Below are 14964 nucleotides of genomic sequence, written 5' to 3'. Positions count from 1 at the left end.
TTCTACCCCAGCGCGGGCGGCTGCCCGGTGAGGACCTCTACGGCGGCCAGTCCGCACACACGGGCCGCTCCATGCGTGGCGACGTGCAGTGCCCCGACGGGAGGGGCCTGCGGGACGCCCATCTCGACGACGGCTGCGTCGGGGCGGGCGGCGAGCAGGTCCTCCACAGCGGCAGCCATCCAGGCGTGCCGGTGCACGTCGCGTACGACGAGGACGATCCTACGGTCCTGCGCCTCGGCGAGCACCTCCCCCACGAGGGCCGCCCGCCGGTCCGGGGCGGCGTCGGCCGGGCCGATGCCCCGCGTGCGGGTGCCGGGGAGGCGGGCGGCGAGCATCCCGGCGACGCCCCAGGGGGTCGCGTCGCCGACGGCGATGTTGGCCGCCGGGGAGAAGGAGGCCACGTACGGGCGCTCGGTGACCGGCGTCCAGGACCGGCCGGGGGCGCGGACGACCCGCAGGGCGCGGCGGGCGGCGCGCAGGCCGACGGCGAGGTCGGGTTCGACGGGGACGGCGGCGGCGGCGCGGGCGCGGGCCCAGGCGCCGAGCCGGCGGACCCGGTCGGCGGCCTCGGCGAGGCGCTGCTCGGGGATGCGTCCGGCGCGGACGGCGGCGACGACGGCGTCCCGCAGGTGCAGGACGGTCTCCTCGTCGGCCAGGCCGCCGCCGACGCAGATCGCGTCGGCCCCGGCGGCGAGGGCGAGGACGGTCCCCTCGGCCGTGCCGTAGGTGTCGGCGATGGCGCCCATCTCGATGCCGTCGGTGACGATGAGGCCGTCGTAGCCGAGGCCGCCGTCCTCGGGGGCGGCGCGCAGCAGGTCGTGGAGGACGGCGCGGCTGAGGGTGGCGGGGTGGTCGGTGTCCAGGGCCGGGACGACGATGTGGGCGGTCATCACGGCCTTGGCGCCGGCCCGGATCGCGGCCTTGAAGGGCAGCAGGTCGCGGGAGTGCAGCCGGTCGACGTCGACGTCGACGACGGGCAGGCCGTGGTGGGAGTCGACGGCGGTGTCGCCGTGGCCGGGGAAGTGCTTGGCGCAGGCGGCGACGCCGGCGGACTGCAGGCCCTCGACCCAGGCGGCGGTGTGCCGGGCGCACAGGCCCGGGTCGGCGCCGAAGGAGCGCACCCCGATGACGGGGTTGCCGGGGTTGGAGTTGACGTCGGCGGAGGGCGCCCAGTTGTAGTTGACGCCGCAGGCGGCCAGGGCGCGGCCGAGCTCGCGGGCGACGTCGCGGGTGAGGGCGGGGTCGTCGACGGCGCCGAGGGCGAGGTTGCCGGGCCAGGAGGAGCCGGAGCCGGCCTCCAGCCGGGTGACGTCGCCGCCCTCCTCGTCGATGGCGACGAGGACGTCGGGGTTCTCCTCGCGCAGGGCGGCGGTGAGCGCGGCGAGCTGCCCCGGGTCGGTGACGTTGCGGGCGAAGAGGGCGACGGAGCCGAGGCCGGCGGCCAGGTGGCGGCGGAGCCAGTCGGGCGGGGCGGTGCCGACGAAGCCGGGCTGGAGGACCGTCAGGGCGTCGCGGTGGAGGGTGTCCGCGTGCGGGGCGGTGGGGACGAGGATGCTCACGGGGTTTCAGCCCTTCACGGCGCCGGCGGTCAGACCGGAGGCGATCCTGCGCTGGACGAGGAGGAAGAAGACCACGACGGGGACGGCCATCAGCGTGGCGCCGGCCATCATGGGCGCGTACTCGGTGCCGTGCTGGGTGGTGAAGTTGCCGAGCCACACGGGGGCGGTCTGGTGCTCCTTGCTGAGCAGCATCAGGGCGTAGAGGTACTCGTTCCACGCCTGGATGAAGCCGTAGACGGCGGTGGCCACGAGGCCGGGGGCGAGCAGCGGGAAGACGACGCGGACGAAGGCGCCGGTGCGGCTGCAGCCGTCGACCATGGCCGACTCCTCCAGCTCCCGGGGGATGTTGACGATGAAGCCGCGCAGCGTCCACACCGTGAAGGGGAGGATGAAGGTCAGGTACGTGAGGATGATCCCGGTCAGTTTGTCGTACTGGCCGATGTCGTTGAGCATCAGGAAGACCGGGATGATCATCGCGATCAGCGGGACCATCTGGACCGTGAGGATGCCGACGATGACCGCCCTGCGGCCGCGGAAGGCGAAGCGCGAGATCGCGAGGGCGGCGAGCAGCCCGACCACCAGGCCGATGCCGACCGTGCTCGCCGCGATGACCAGGCTGCGGCCGATCGGGCCCCAGAAGTCGGAGATCTGGAAGGCCCGGCGGACGTTGTCCAGCGTCATCGGCCAGGGCAGGAACTTCGGGTCCGGGTCGATGGCGTCCTTGGCCGGCTTGAAGGCCGTGTTGACCATCCAGTACACCGGGAAGCCGGCGACCAGGGCGACGAGCACGCCCAGGGCGTTGTACAGGGCGCGGCCGCGGGGGCGGCGGCGCCGGGCCGGGGCGGGGCGGGCGGCGGCGGGCGGGGCCGCCTCGGCGGCGGGGGCCGTCGGCGTCATCGTCACTCCACCTCTCCGATCGTGAGCATCTGGCGCATGTAGACGGCGACGACGCCGAGCAGCAGCAGGACGGTGACCAGGGCGATGGCGGAGCCGGTGGCGTAGTCGTTGGCGACGAACGCCCGGTCGTAGGAGTAGGTCGTCAGGAGCTGGTACTCCGGCTCGGGGTGGCCGCCGCGCATCAGGAAGACCTGGGGGAAGACGCCCATGTCCCAGATGACGGAGAGCGTGGTGAGCATGACGACGACGGGCTTGAGGATCGGCAGGGTGACGTGCCGGAAGACGCCCGCGGCGCCCGCGCCGTCCATGCGGGCGGCCTCCTCCAGCTCCCGGGGGACCTGCGTGAGGCCCGCGTGCAGGGTGATGGCGACGAAGGGCACGGCGCCCCAGACCACCAGGGCGGTGATGACGAGGAAGCCCTGGGTGCTGTTCGTGAACCAGTTGTGGCCCGTGAGGTCGACGCCGGGGATCCGGCTGAGGAGCCAGTTCGCGACGCCGTAGTCGCTGTCGAACATCCACTTGAAGACGGTGACGGCGACCACGATCGGCATCGACCAGCTCGCCACCAGGGCGATGTTGACCAGCGTCTTCACCCAGGTCGAGACCCGCACCAGGAGCAGCGCGACCAGCATGCCGAGCACCATGGTGAGGACGACCGCACCCGTGGTGAAGAGCACCGTCCGCAGGACGACGGACCAGAACACGCCGTCGCCGAGGACGGCCGCGAAGTTGTCGAACCCGACCCACTCCGCGGGCTGGAAGCCCCACAGCTGGGACTGCCCGAACCTCTGGAAGGACAGGACCACCAGCCGGGTCAGCGGGTAGCCCAGCACCAGGAGCAGGACCAGCAGGGTCGGGGCCAGCAGCGTCCACGGGAGCGCGGCGCCGGTGAGGCGCCGGCGCAGGCCGGAGCCCGGCGCCCGGCCGGCCGGGGACGCCTTCGCGGTCCGCGGCGGCGGGGCCGCGGCGGCGGCCGTGTGCTCCGGGGCCGTCCGCCCGGTGGCCGTCTGCCCGGGGGTCGACTGCTCGGGGGTGGTCTGGGCGGCACTCATCACGTGCTCCTCAGCTGTGCCTCACGCGGCCGCGCCTGCGGGGCGCGTCCGGCGGGAGGGGTGGGGCCGGCGGGACCGGCCGGAAGGGGCCCGCCGCGCGGCGGGCCCCTTCCGGGAGGGTCAGGCGTTGTTGATGACCTGGTCGATCGCGGTGTCGGCGGCCTTGGCCGCGTCCTCCACCGACTTCTTGCCGGTCGCGATGTCCTGGAGGGCGTTCTGCAGGACCTGCTGCTTCTCGACCTGCAGCCAGCCCGGCGCGGTCGGCACGAACCAGCTGATCTCGGCGGCGGTGGCGGTGGCCTCGGTCTTCGGGTCGGCCTTGAGCGGGGCGAGCTGGGTCTTGTTGTTCGGCAGGTTGCCCTTGCCGATCAGCCCCTCCTCGCTCTTGGTGCCGGTGAAGGCCGCGATCCACTCGGAGGCGAGGTCCTTGGCCTGCGACTTGACCGGGACGGCCAGGTCGGAGCCGCCGAGGAAGGTCGGCAGGGCCTTGCCGGACGGGCCGGGCATCACGAAGGAGACCAGGTTGTCCTTGAGCTTGCCGCCGGTCTTGTCCTGCTTCGGGTCGGCGGCCGCGCCGCCCTCCCAGGACGCGCCGTAGATCATGGCGGACTTGCCCTGGCCGTAGACGATGTAGCGGTCGGCCTCGTCCTTGGTGAGGTCGCCGTGCATGTACTTCCCGAGGGCGTCCTTCCACGCCTTCAGGCCCTGGACGGCGGCCGGCTCGGAGAGGGAGGACTTCCACTTGCCGTCGGAGCCGGGCTTGGCGATGGCGCCGCCGGCGTCGGCGACGAAGGACATCGCGGTGTACCAGTCGCGGGAGGGCTGGTACCAGGCGGAGAACTTGTCGCCGTTCTTCTTCTGGATCCTGTCGAGGTCGGCGGTCAGGTCGGCGTAGGTCTTCGGCACGTCCTTGACGCCGGCGGCCGCGGCGACGTCCTTGCGCCAGGTGGCGACGCGGGAGCCCGCGTAGTACGGGACGCCGTAGGTCTTGTCCTGGTAGGTCGCCGAGAGCTTGAGGCCGTCCAGCCAGGCGCCGCTGTTCTCGAACTTCGAGGCGTCGAGCTCCGCGAAGGCGCCCTTGATCATGTAGGGCAGCATCTCGGTGTTGCCCATCTCGACCACGTCGGGGGCCTTGTCGGTGGCGAGCACGGCGTCGAGCTTGGTGTTCTTGTCGGTCCAGGCGTAGTACTCGTGCTTGACCGTCAGGCCCGGGTGCTTGGCCACGAGGGCGTCGTCGGCGGCCTTCACCAGCTCCGGCCAGTTGTTCTGGGCGTCGACGGTGAGCCACACCGTGATGGACTTGGGCGACTTGCCCGCGCTGTCGCCCGTCTTGCCGCCCTTGGCGTCGGAGCCGCAGGCCGCGACGCCGACCACCATGGCTGCGACACCGACCGCCGCAATGAGCTGACGCTTCACGCCGTCCTCCTCGGGATGCCCGAACTCCCCCCATCGCAGACACTCCGTGGATGGGCCGGGGATTGTGGTGCTGGTCCTCAGTGGTTTAGACCAGTACCGGGAGCTTGGCCTAGACCAATGCGAGTGTCAACGCTCCGGCCGCGAATGGGAAGCAGCCGTTACCAAGCCGACACCCGCCCCCGCGGCCCGGGGCGGAGGGGGAGGCCGGGGGCCCCGGCGGCGTGCAACGATGGGCACCCAGGCGGTACCGACGGGCCGGCGACGGCGGAACGGGGATGAGGACGGCGATGACCACCGACGGGGGGACGGCGCGGCCCCTGGCGACGGCACCGGGGCCGGCGGCCCCGGAGGGCGGGCGGGAGCCCGGCGGCCCCGGCGGCGCGGACCGCCCCGCCGCACGGGTGCCGAAGTACTACCGCCTGAAGAAGCACCTGCTGGAGATGACGGACCGGCTGCCGTCCGGCACCCCGGTCCCCCCGGAGCGCACCCTCGCCGCCGAGTTCGACACCTCCCGGACCACCGTGCGGCAGGCGCTCCAGGAGCTGGTGGTCGAGGGCCGGCTGGAGCGCATCCAGGGCAAGGGCACCTTCGTCGCCAAGCCCAAGGTGGCCCAGGCCCTCCAGCTCACCTCGTACACCGAGGACATGCGCGCCCAGGGCCTGGAGCCCGCCTCCCGGCTGCTGGACGTCGGCTACGTCACCGCCGACGACCGGCTCGCGGAGCTGCTCGACATCCGGCCCGGCAGCCGCGTGCTGCGCATCGAGCGGCTGCGGCTGGCCAACGGCGACCCGATGGCGATCGAGGCCGCCCACCTGTCCGCCAGGCGGTTCCCCGCCCTGCGCCGCAACCTGGTGAAGCACGACTCGCTCTACACCGCCCTGCGCGAGGTGTACGGCGTCACCGTCGCCGAGGCCGAGGAGACCATCGAGACCTCCCTGGCGACCCCGCGCGAGGCCGAGCTGCTCGGCTCGGACGTGGGGCTGCCGATGCTGCTGCTCTCCCGGCACTCCTACGCCGCGGACGGGGAGCCCGTGGAGTGGGTCCGGTCGCTGTACCGGGGCGACCGGTACAAGTTCGTGGCCCGGCTGAAGCGCCCCGAGGAGTGAGCCCGGGCGGGCCGGGGACGGCGCGGAGGCGCACCGGGCGGCGCGCGTGCGGCTTGTGCCCCGGTTCGTCCTGCCCGTACAGGCGATTCCGTGCGCGAACCGGTGACATGGCCACTGCGATGACCTAGATTCCGGCCGTCCCACCTGACGACCACCGGCGGCGCCGCTCGGCGGGCGCGCGGGCCCGCCCGCGCGCTGCGGCGCCGCGGTGCTCCCGATGCCGGAGCCGCTCATGACCGACACACCGACCGAGACGCCGGAGGCCCAGGCGCCCCCCGGCCGACCGCCCGTCGTCACCCCCGTCCGCGTGCTGGCCGGGCTCTGCCTGGTCGCGCCCTTCGTCGCCACCCTGTGGGTGTCCTCGTACGCCGACACCTCGCCGGACCTCGGCGGGGTGCCGTTCTTCTACTGGTACCAGCTGCTGTGGGTGCCGCTCTCCGCGCTGCTCACCGTCTCCGCCTACCTGCTGGTGCGCCGCGAGGAGCGGCAGCGCCGGGTCCGGGGCGGGGGTGACGCACGGTGAAGGACGGCGTCAACACCGTCGCGCTCACGGTCTTCGTGCTGTTCTTCGCGGCCGTGACCGTGATGGGCTTCCTGGCCGCCCGCTGGCGGCGGGCCGACAACGCGCTCCACCTGGACGAGTGGGGGCTCGGCGGCCGGTCCTTCGGCACCTGGGTCACCTGGTTCCTGCTGGGCGGCGACCTGTACACGGCGTACACCTTCGTCGCGGTGCCCGCGGTGATCTACGGCGCGGGGGCCGCCGGGTTCTTCGCGGTGCCGTACACGATCATCGCCTACCCGCTGGTCTTCCTCTTCCTGCCGCGGCTGTGGTCGGTCTCCCACCGGCACGGCTACGTCACCCCCGCCGACTTCGTGCGCGGCCGCTACGGCTCGCGCGGGCTGTCGCTGGCGGTGGCGCTCACCGGCATCCTCGCCACCATGCCGTACATCGCGCTCCAGCTGGTCGGCATCCAGGCGGTGCTGGACGTGCTGGGGGTGGGCGGCGGCGCGTCGGCCAACTGGTTCGTCAAGGACCTGCCGCTCTTCGTCGCCTTCGCGGTGCTGGCCGCCTACACCTACTCCTCGGGCCTGCGGGCCCCGGCGCTGATCGCCTTCGTCAAGGACACCCTGGTGTACCTGGTGATCATCGTCGCGGTGGTCTACATCCCGATGAGGCTGGGCGGGTACGGACAGATCTTCGACGCGGCCGCGCACAAGTTCTCCGCGGTCAACCCGGCCACCGGCAAACCGGTCGGGTCGCTGGTCAGCGGACCCCAGGCGCAGTGGGGGTACGCCACGCTGGCGCTCGGCTCGGCCATGGCCCTCTTCATGTACCCGCACTCGGTCACCGGCGTGCTGGCGTCCAGGTCGCGGGACACCGTGCGCCGCAACACCGCCATCATGCCCGCCTACTCGCTGATGCTGGGCTTCCTGGCCCTGCTCGGCTTCATGGCGATCAAGGCGGGCGTGGGCTCCGGCGTCAAGGGCTACAACGCCCAGCTGGCGGTGCCGCAGCTCTTCGAGGACATGTTCCCGAGCTGGTTCGCCGGGGTCGCCTTCGCGGCGATCGGCATCGGCGCCCTGGTCCCCGCCGCGATCATGTCGATCGCCGCGGCCAACCTCTTCACCCGCAACGTCTACAAGGAGTTCCTGAAGCCGGACGCCACCCCGGCGCAGGAGACCCAGGTCTCCAAGGCGGTGTCGCTGCTGGTGAAGGTCGGCGCGCTGGCCTTCGTCCTCGGCATGGACAAGCAGTTCGCGATCAACCTGCAGCTGCTGGGCGGCATCTGGATCCTCCAGACGTTCGTCTCCATCGTGGCCGGGCTGTTCACCCGCTGGTTCCACCGCTGGGCGCTGCTCGCGGGCTGGGCCGCGGGCATGGCGTACGGCACCTGGAAGGCGTACGGCGTCGCCTCGCCCACCACGAAGCACTTCGGCGGCAGCTCCACCGCGATCCCCGTGATCGGCGAGATCGGGTACATCGGCCTCACCGCCTTCGTCCTCAACCTCGCCGTCGCCTTCGTGCTCACCCTGGTGCTGCGGGCCGCGAAGGCGCCGGAGGGCGTGGACGAGACCGCATCGGGCGACTACACCGCCGAGGCGGGCGACCCCGGGGTGGTCGAGGAGAAGACCCTGGTGGCACCGGCGGGCTGAGCAGCGGGCACGCCTCGCCGCACGCCGCACCGCGCGGTTTCCGCCGCGCACAGGCCGCCGCCTCCGGGAGACTGGGGGCGGCGGCCCGCGGCGTGCGGCCGCCCGGGGCCGGGACGGCGGAAGGGGCGCGGCGATGGGGGGACCACCGGTGCGGGGGGCGGGGCTGCCGCCCGCGATCGTCGCCGTGCGGCACGGCGAGTCGACCGCCAACGCGCTCTTCGCGGTGGCCGAGGCCGCGGGCGCCCTGGAGGTGCCCATCGACTGCCGGGACGCCGACATCCCGCTCACCGCGCTCGGCCGCCGCCAGGCCGACGCCCTGGGACGCCGCCTGGCGGCGCTCCCCGGCGCGCTGCGGCCGCAGGCCGTCTGGTGCTCCCCGTACGTCCGCGCGCGGCAGACGGCGGAGCACGCGCTCGCCGGGTTCGGCGCCGGGCTGCCGGTGCGGTACGACGAGCGGCTGCGCGACCGGGAGCTGGGGGTGCTGGAGATGCTGACCGCCGCGGCGATCGAGGTCCGGCACCCGGAGGAGGCGGCCCGGCGCCGCCGGCTGGGGCCGCTGTACTACCGGCCGCCGGGGGGCGAGTCCTGGGCCGACGTGGCGCTGCGGGTGCGCAGCCTCCTCGCCGACCTGGCCGGGCACGACGGCCCGACCGGCCGCGCCGACCGGGCCGACGGGGCAGACCGGGCCGACCGGGCCGACCGGGCCGACGGGGCAGACCGGGCAGGCCGGGCCGACGGGGCAGACCGGGCCGACCACGCCGGGCCGGACGGCGCGGGGACGGGCGACGGGCGGCCGGGCGACGGGCGGCCGGTGCTGCTGGTCTGCCACGACAACGTGGTGCTGATGCTGCGCCACGTCCTGGAGGGCCTGGACGAGGCCGCGCTGCTGGCGGTGCACGCCGCCGGACCGGTGGGCAACGCCTCGGTCTCCGCCTGGCGGCGGGAGGCGGGCCGGATGCAGCCGGTCTGCTTCAACGAGACCGGACACCTGGCAGGGCTGCCGCGGTGAGCACGGCCCCGGGGGCGGGCGCCGGGGCGGGGGCGGGCGCCGGGACGGGTGCGGCGGCGGGGACGGGGGCGGCGGCCGGTCCGCGGAAGGTCCGCCGGTAGGCCTGCGGCGTGGTGCCGAGCCACCGGCCGAAGTGGTGCCGCAGCGTCGCGGCGTTGCCGAAGCCGGTGGCGGCGGCGACGGCCTCCACCGTCTCGTCGGTGCCCTCCAGCATCCGCTGCGCCTGGAGCACCCGCTGGCCGACCAGCCAGCGGTGGGGGGTGGTGCCGGTCTCCTGCTGGAAGCGGCGGGCGAAGGTGCGCGGCGACATGTGGGCGCGGGCGGCGAGCTGCTGCACGGTGGACTCGCGGTCGAGGTTGGCGCGCATCCAGTCCAGCAGCCCGGAGAGCGAGTCGCCCTCGGACTCCGGCAGCGGCCGCTCCACGAACTGGGCCTGGCCGCCGTCCCGGTGGGGCGCGACCACCATGCGCCGGGCGATGGCGCGGGCCACCTCGCTGCCCTGCTCCTGGCGGACGATGTGCAGGCAGGCGTCGATGCCGGCGGCGGTCCCGGCCGAGGTGACGACCTGGCCCTCGTCGACGTAGAGCACGTCGGGCTCCAGGGTGGCCAGCGGGTGGCGGGCGGCCAGCAGGTCGAGGTACCGCCAGTGGGTGGTGCAGCGGCGGCCGTCCAGCAGGCCGGCGGCGCCGAGCAGGAAGGTCCCGGAGCAGATGGAGAGCACCCGGGCGCCCCGGTCGACGGCGGCGCGCAGGGCGTCCAGCAGCTCCGGCGGGTAGCTGCCGCGGATGTCGGCGGCCACGGAGATCACCAGGTCGGCGGTGGCCAGCCGCTCCGGCCCGTGCGGCACGTCGACGGAGAACCCGGCGTGGGTGCGCATCGGGCCGGGCCGGTGGGAGGCGACGGCGAAGTCGTACACCGGCAGGCCCTGGTCGCTGCGGTCCAGACCGAAGACCTCGCAGGCCACGCCGAGTTCGAAGGGGTGGACCTCCTCCAGCACCACGGCGACGACGTCCTTCAGCATGCCCCCAGCCTGCCGGGTGGCAGCTTTTCGCGCAAGAGTGGCATCACTGCCACTCGTTGCACGTGCATGCAAGTGCCAGGGTGGAGCCATGGACACCGCACTCGCACTCCTCGCGGTCGTGGGCGGCTTCGGCCTCCTCGGCCTCCTCGTCGGCCTGGACGCCAGGCACCACCGCGCCGTCGGCGGCCACCGCCCCGGCGGCTACCCCGCGGACCCCCACGGGCCCGAGCGGCCCTCCCTCACCCTGGGCTCGTGGCCGGCGGGCTCGTGGACGCCGGGCTCGTGGAGGCCGGGCTCGTGGAGGCCGGGCCCGCGGACACCGCGCTCCGGGAGACTGGACGCATGGACATCGTCGTACGCACCGCGCGCCCCGAGGACCTGGAGCAGGCCGGCCGCATCACCGCGGACGCCTTCGTCGGGGACGGCCACACCTCCGCCGACGGGGACTACGTCCGCCTCCTCCGCGACGCCCGCACCCGTGCCGCTGAGGCGGAGCTCCTCGTCGCCGCCGACCCCGCCGCCGGCGGAGCGGTCGTCGGCTGCGTGACCTTCGCCCTCCCGGGCGGCCCGTGGGCGGACATCGCCCGGGAGGACGAGGGGGAGATCCGGATGCTGGCGGTCGCGCGCGCGGCGCGCGGCCGCGGCGCCGGGGAGGCGCTGGTCCGGGCCTCGATGGAGCGGGCGCGGGCACACGGGCTGTCCCGGATGGCCTTCTCCACGCAGCAGGGCATGCACGCCGCCCACCGGCTGTACGAGCGGCTGGGCTTCCGGCGGGCCCCGGAGCGGGACTGGTCGCCCGTGCCGGGCGTGGACCTGTGGGTCTACGCGGCCGGGCTCTGACGGCGGCCGGGACCCGCGCCGGGGCGGCACCGGCGGCTGACCCGGTGTCACCCGCTCCGTCCCGGGCGGCACACAAGATGTGGGGGTGGTCGCCGCCCCCACCCCCCAGATGTATGCTCTCCTCGCTGTCGATGCAGGGGAACCCGGTGCGAGTCCGGGACTGCCCCGCAGCGGTGTGCGGGCCTCCGGGCCCGCGAGTCCGAGTGCCTGCCGACGGTGCGTCCGGTGCGCCCCTGCGCCGCCGGGCGCCGTACGTCCGGGCCTCGCGGGTGGGCCGGGGACGCCCCGGCGCGCCCGCGTCGGCGCGCACCCCTGCCCTCCCCCGGCGGCCCGGTGGCCACCACGCCGCGAGGAGAGAGCGCGTTGACCACTGCCGCCCCAGCGGGCCTGTCAGCAGAACCGTCGCAGGACGGGCCCGGCGCCCCCCGGCCCGGGAGCCCCGGGCACACCGGCCCGGAGCACACCGGCGCGGAGCACGGCGACCCGGAGCACGCCGACCCCGGCGCCGCGCTGCTGCGGGTCCTCACCGACTGCACCGCCGACCTGCCCGCGGTCGACCCCGGCCGGGTCGCCGCCGCCGCCCTGCGCGGCCGCAGCGCCGGGTCCGGCTTCGCGGAGCTGCGCTCCCTCGCCGTCGAGGCCGCCGCCGCGCTGACCGCCGAGGACCCCGGCTACTCCCGGCTCGCCGCCCGGCTGCTGGCCCGGGAGATCGCCGACGAGGCCGTCGGCGAGGGCGCGGTCTGCTTCGCCGCCTCCGTCGCCGCCGGACACCGCGAGGGCCTGATCGGCGACACCACCGCCGCCTTCGTCGCCCGGCACGCGGACGCCCTCGACGCCCTGGTCGACCCCGGCGGCGACGACCGCTTCGAGTACTTCGGCCTGCGCACCGTGCACTCCCGCTACCTGCTGCGGCACCCCGTCACCCGGCGCGTGCTGGAGACCCCGCAGCACTTCCTGCTCCGGGTCGCGTGCGGGCTGGCCGTGGGCGACTCGGCGCGGTCCGTGGCCGAGGTCGCGGAGCTGTACCGGCTGATGAGCCGCCTTGAGTACCTGCCGTCCTCCCCCACGCTCTTCAACTCCGGCACCCGGCACCCGCAGATGTCCTCCTGCTACCTGCTGGACTCGCCGCTGGACGAGCTGGACTCGATCTACAGCCGCTACGCGCAGGTCGCCCGGCTCTCCAAGCACGCCGGCGGCATCGGCATCCCCTTCACCCGGGTCCGCTCCCGCGGCTCGCTGATCCGCGGCACCAACGGCACCTCCAACGGCATCGTGCCGTTCCTGCGCACCCTCGACGCCTCCGTCGCCGCCGTCAACCAGGGCGGCCGCCGCAAGGGCGCGGCCTGCGTCTACCTGGAGACCTGGCACGCCGACGTCGAGGAGTTCCTGGAGCTGCGCGACAGCACCGGCGAGGAGGCGCGGCGCACCCACAACCTCAACCTGGCGCACTGGATCCCCGACCTGTTCATGCGGCGCGTCGAGGCCGACGCCGACTGGTCGCTCTTCTCCCCCGCCGACGTGCCGGAGCTGACCGACCTGTGGGGCGGGGCGTTCGACGCCGCGTACGAGGCGGCCGAGCGGGCCGGGAAGGCCGTGCGGACCGTCCCCGCGCGCACCCTGTACGCCCGGATGATGCGGACCCTCGCGCAGACCGGCAACGGCTGGATGACCTTCAAGGACGCCTCCAACCGGACCGCCAACCAGACGGCCCTGCCCGGCCGCACCGTCCACTCCTCGAACCTGTGCACCGAGATCCTGGAGGTGACGGACGACTCCGAGACGGCCGTCTGCAACCTCGGCTCGGTCAACCTCGCCGCCCACATGGCCGAGGGGCCGCTCGACGGCGCGGACCCCCTGGCCGCCTTCGACTGGGAGCGGCTGGACGCCACCGTCCGCACCGCCGTGACCTTCCTCGACCGGGTGGTGGACACCAACTACTACCCGACCCCCGAGGCCGCCGCCTCCAACGCCCGCTGGCGCCCCGTCGGCCTCGGCGTGATGGGCCTGCAGGACGTCCTCTTCCGGCTGCGGCTGCCCTTCGACTCCGCGGGGGCGCGGCGGCTGTCCACCCTCGTCGCCGAGCGGATCATGCTGGCCGCGTACGAGACCTCCTGCGACCTGGCCGGGCGGCTGGGCCGGCACCCGGCCTGGGAGGAGACCCGGGCCGCCCGCGGGCAGCTGCACGTCGACCACTTCCCCGACGCCGCCCCGCACTGGACGGACCGCTGGGACGCCCTGCGGGCCCGGGTCGCCGCCGGCGGCCTGCGCAACGCGCTGCTGCTGGCGATCGCCCCCACCGCGACCATCGCCTCCATCGCGGGCGTCTACGAGTGCATCGAGCCGCAGGTCTCCAACCTCTTCAAGCGCGAGACCCTCTCCGGCGAGTTCCTGCAGGTCAACCCCTACCTGGTGGCCGACCTCAAGGCCCTCGGGCTGTGGACCCCCGCCACCCGTGAGGCCCTGCGGGCGGGCGAGGGCTCGGTCCAGGACGTCCCCGGCCTGCCGGAGGGGCTGCGGACGCTGTACCGCACCGCCTGGGAGCTGCCGCAGCGCGCCCTGATCGACCTGGCCGCGGCCCGCATGCCGTACCTGGACCAGAGCCAGTCGCTCAACCTCTTCATGGCCGCGCCCACCATCGGCAGGCTCAGCTCGATGTACGCCCACGCGTGGCGGTCGGGCCTGAAGACCACCTACTACCTGCGGTCCCGGCCCGCGACCCGCATCGCCCGCGCCGCCGCCGGCACGGCGGCGCCCTCCTCCGCCCCCACGCCCACCCCGGAGCAGCAGGCAGCCGCCTGCTCCCTGGAGAACCCCGAGTCCTGCGAGGCCTGCCAGTGACGGACCGTGAGAAGAACCTCCTCGACCCGGGCTTCGAGCTGACCCTGCGGCCCATGCGCTACCCGGCCTTCTACGACCGGTACCGGGACGCCATCCGCAACACCTGGACCGTGGAGGAGGTGGACCTGCACTCCGACGTCGCCGACCTGGCGAAGCTGGGCCCGGGCGAGCGCCACCTGCTGGGGCGGCTGGTCGCCTTCTTCGCCACGGGCGACTCCATCGTGGCGAACAACCTGGTGCTGACCCTGTACCGGCACATCAACTCGCCCGAGGCGCGGCTCTACCTCTCCCGGCAGCTCTTCGAGGAGGCCGTCCACGTCCAGTTCTACCTGACCCTGCTGGACACCTACCTGCCCGACCCGGACGACCGCGCGGCCGCCTTCGCCGCCGTGGAGAACATCCCCTCCATCCGGGAGAAGGCGCAGTTCTGCTTCCGCTGGATGGCCTCCCTGGAGGGGGGCGGGGGGGTGGAGCGGGTCGAGCGGCTGGAGACGAGGGAGGACCGCCGCCGGTTCCTGCTCAACCTGGTCTGCTTCGCGGCCTGCATCGAGGGCCTGTTCTTCTACGGCGCCTTCGCCTACGTCTACTGGTTCCGCAGCCGCGGCCTGCTGCACGGGCTGGCGACCGGCACCAACTGGGTGTTCCGCGACGAGTCCATGCACATGGACTTCGCCTTCCAGGTGGTGGACACCGTGCGCGAGGAGGAGCCGGACCTCTTCGACGAGGAGATGGGCCGGCAGGTCACGGCGATGCTGGAGGAGGCCGTCGAGGCGGAGCTGCAGTTCGCGCGGGACCTGTGCGGCGACGGGCTGCCGGGCATGAACACCGACTCGATGCGGCAGTACCTGGAGTGCGTCGCCGACCAGCGCCTCGCCCGCCTCGGCCTGCCGCCGCGCTACGGCTCGGCGAACCCCTTCGGGTTCATGGAGCTGCAGAACGTCCAGGAGCTGACCAACTTCTTCGAGCGCCGCGTCTCCGCCTACCAGGTGGCGGTGGAGGGCTCGGTCTCCTTCGACGACGACTTCTGAGCGGCCGCCGGCCGCCCCCGCGGGCGTGCGCGGGGCCGGCCGGG

The 14964-nt window shown here is 74.3% G+C and carries 13 protein-coding genes and 1 riboswitch; of the genes, 7 read left to right on the top strand and 6 right to left on the bottom strand.

Going from position 1 to position 14964, the window contains the following annotated elements; all coding sequences use genetic code 11:
• Positions 1-2 precede the first annotated feature (2 nt).
• From LO771_RS10785 to LO771_RS10770, 4 genes are all read right to left on the bottom strand, one after another.
• Positions 3-1559: a glycoside hydrolase family 3 protein gene (locus LO771_RS10785; RefSeq protein ID WP_230650467.1), complete on the bottom strand. Its 1557-nt coding sequence runs from the start codon at positions 1557-1559 to the stop codon at positions 3-5.
• A gap of 6 nt (positions 1560-1565) precedes the next feature.
• A complete protein-coding gene (locus LO771_RS10780) occupies positions 1566-2456 on the bottom strand; it encodes a carbohydrate ABC transporter permease (protein ID WP_230650464.1) in 891 nt (296 codons plus the stop codon).
• A gap of 2 nt (positions 2457-2458) precedes the next feature.
• Positions 2459-3508: a carbohydrate ABC transporter permease gene (locus tag LO771_RS10775; protein ID WP_230650461.1), complete on the bottom strand. Its 1050-nt coding sequence runs from the start codon at positions 3506-3508 to the stop codon at positions 2459-2461.
• Between the two features lie 120 nt (positions 3509-3628).
• Positions 3629-4924 (bottom strand): extracellular solute-binding protein, encoded by a 1296-nt coding sequence (locus LO771_RS10770; protein WP_230650458.1) that lies wholly within the window; start codon positions 4922-4924, stop codon positions 3629-3631.
• A gap of 287 nt (positions 4925-5211) precedes the next feature.
• On the opposite strand from LO771_RS10770, the gene LO771_RS10765 reads away from it, so the two are divergent.
• The 4 genes from LO771_RS10765 to LO771_RS10750 all read left to right on the top strand — a co-directional run bounded on the left by LO771_RS10765 (position 5212) and on the right by LO771_RS10750 (position 9193).
• Positions 5212-6030, top strand: a complete 819-nt coding sequence (locus tag LO771_RS10765) for a GntR family transcriptional regulator (protein ID WP_230650455.1) — start codon at positions 5212-5214, stop codon at positions 6028-6030.
• Positions 6031-6262: 232 nt separating this feature from the next.
• A complete protein-coding gene (locus tag LO771_RS10760) occupies positions 6263-6553 on the top strand; it encodes a DUF3311 domain-containing protein (RefSeq protein ID WP_230650452.1) in 291 nt (96 codons plus the stop codon).
• Positions 6550-8184: a monocarboxylate uptake permease MctP gene (gene mctP / locus LO771_RS10755; RefSeq protein ID WP_230650449.1), complete on the top strand. Its 1635-nt coding sequence runs from the start codon at positions 6550-6552 to the stop codon at positions 8182-8184. Before LO771_RS10760 ends, mctP begins: the two co-directional genes overlap by 4 nt.
• Positions 8185-8317: 133 nt before the next feature.
• Positions 8318-9193 (top strand): histidine phosphatase family protein, encoded by an 876-nt coding sequence (locus tag LO771_RS10750; RefSeq protein WP_230650446.1) that lies wholly within the window; start codon positions 8318-8320, stop codon positions 9191-9193.
• Here LO771_RS10750 and LO771_RS10745 read toward each other — a convergent pair.
• Together LO771_RS10745 and LO771_RS10740 are read right to left on the bottom strand one after the other, a co-directional pair.
• Positions 9156-10214, bottom strand: a complete 1059-nt coding sequence (locus tag LO771_RS10745; RefSeq protein ID WP_230650443.1) for a helix-turn-helix domain-containing protein — start codon at positions 10212-10214, stop codon at positions 9156-9158. The two genes, LO771_RS10750 and LO771_RS10745, sit on opposite strands and share 38 nt — an antisense overlap.
• Before the next feature lie 43 nt (positions 10215-10257).
• Positions 10258-10434 carry a hypothetical protein gene (locus LO771_RS10740; RefSeq protein WP_230650441.1) on the bottom strand — a complete coding sequence of 59 codons (177 nt, stop codon included), beginning with the start codon at positions 10432-10434 and terminating at the stop codon, positions 10258-10260.
• 122 nt (positions 10435-10556) lie between these two features.
• On the opposite strand from LO771_RS10740, the gene LO771_RS10735 reads away from it, so the two are divergent.
• From LO771_RS10735 to LO771_RS10725, 3 genes are all read left to right on the top strand, one after another.
• The gene (locus tag LO771_RS10735; RefSeq protein ID WP_230650438.1) at positions 10557-11054 is read left to right on the top strand and encodes a GNAT family N-acetyltransferase; all 498 of its coding nucleotides are present in this window, start codon (positions 10557-10559) and stop codon (positions 11052-11054) included.
• 135 nt (positions 11055-11189) lie between these two features.
• Positions 11190-11263, top strand: a riboswitch (cobalamin riboswitch).
• A gap of 154 nt (positions 11264-11417) precedes the next feature.
• On the top strand, positions 11418-13892 hold the full coding sequence (locus tag LO771_RS10730) for a ribonucleoside-diphosphate reductase subunit alpha (RefSeq protein ID WP_374228136.1): 2475 nt from the start codon (positions 11418-11420) through the stop codon (positions 13890-13892).
• A 53-nt stretch (positions 13893-13945) separates the two neighbouring features.
• Positions 13946-14920, top strand: a complete 975-nt coding sequence (locus LO771_RS10725) for a ribonucleotide-diphosphate reductase subunit beta (RefSeq protein WP_230650982.1) — start codon at positions 13946-13948, stop codon at positions 14918-14920.
• The last annotated feature ends 44 nt before the right edge of the window (positions 14921-14964 follow it).

Origin of the sequence: Streptacidiphilus sp. ASG 303, from assembly GCF_020991365.1 — a bacterium.
Taxonomy (GTDB): Bacteria; Actinomycetota; Actinomycetes; order Streptomycetales; family Streptomycetaceae; genus Peterkaempfera.
Note: the sequence above shows the minus strand (reverse complement) of the source record. Positions and strands in the feature narration are given on the sequence as shown.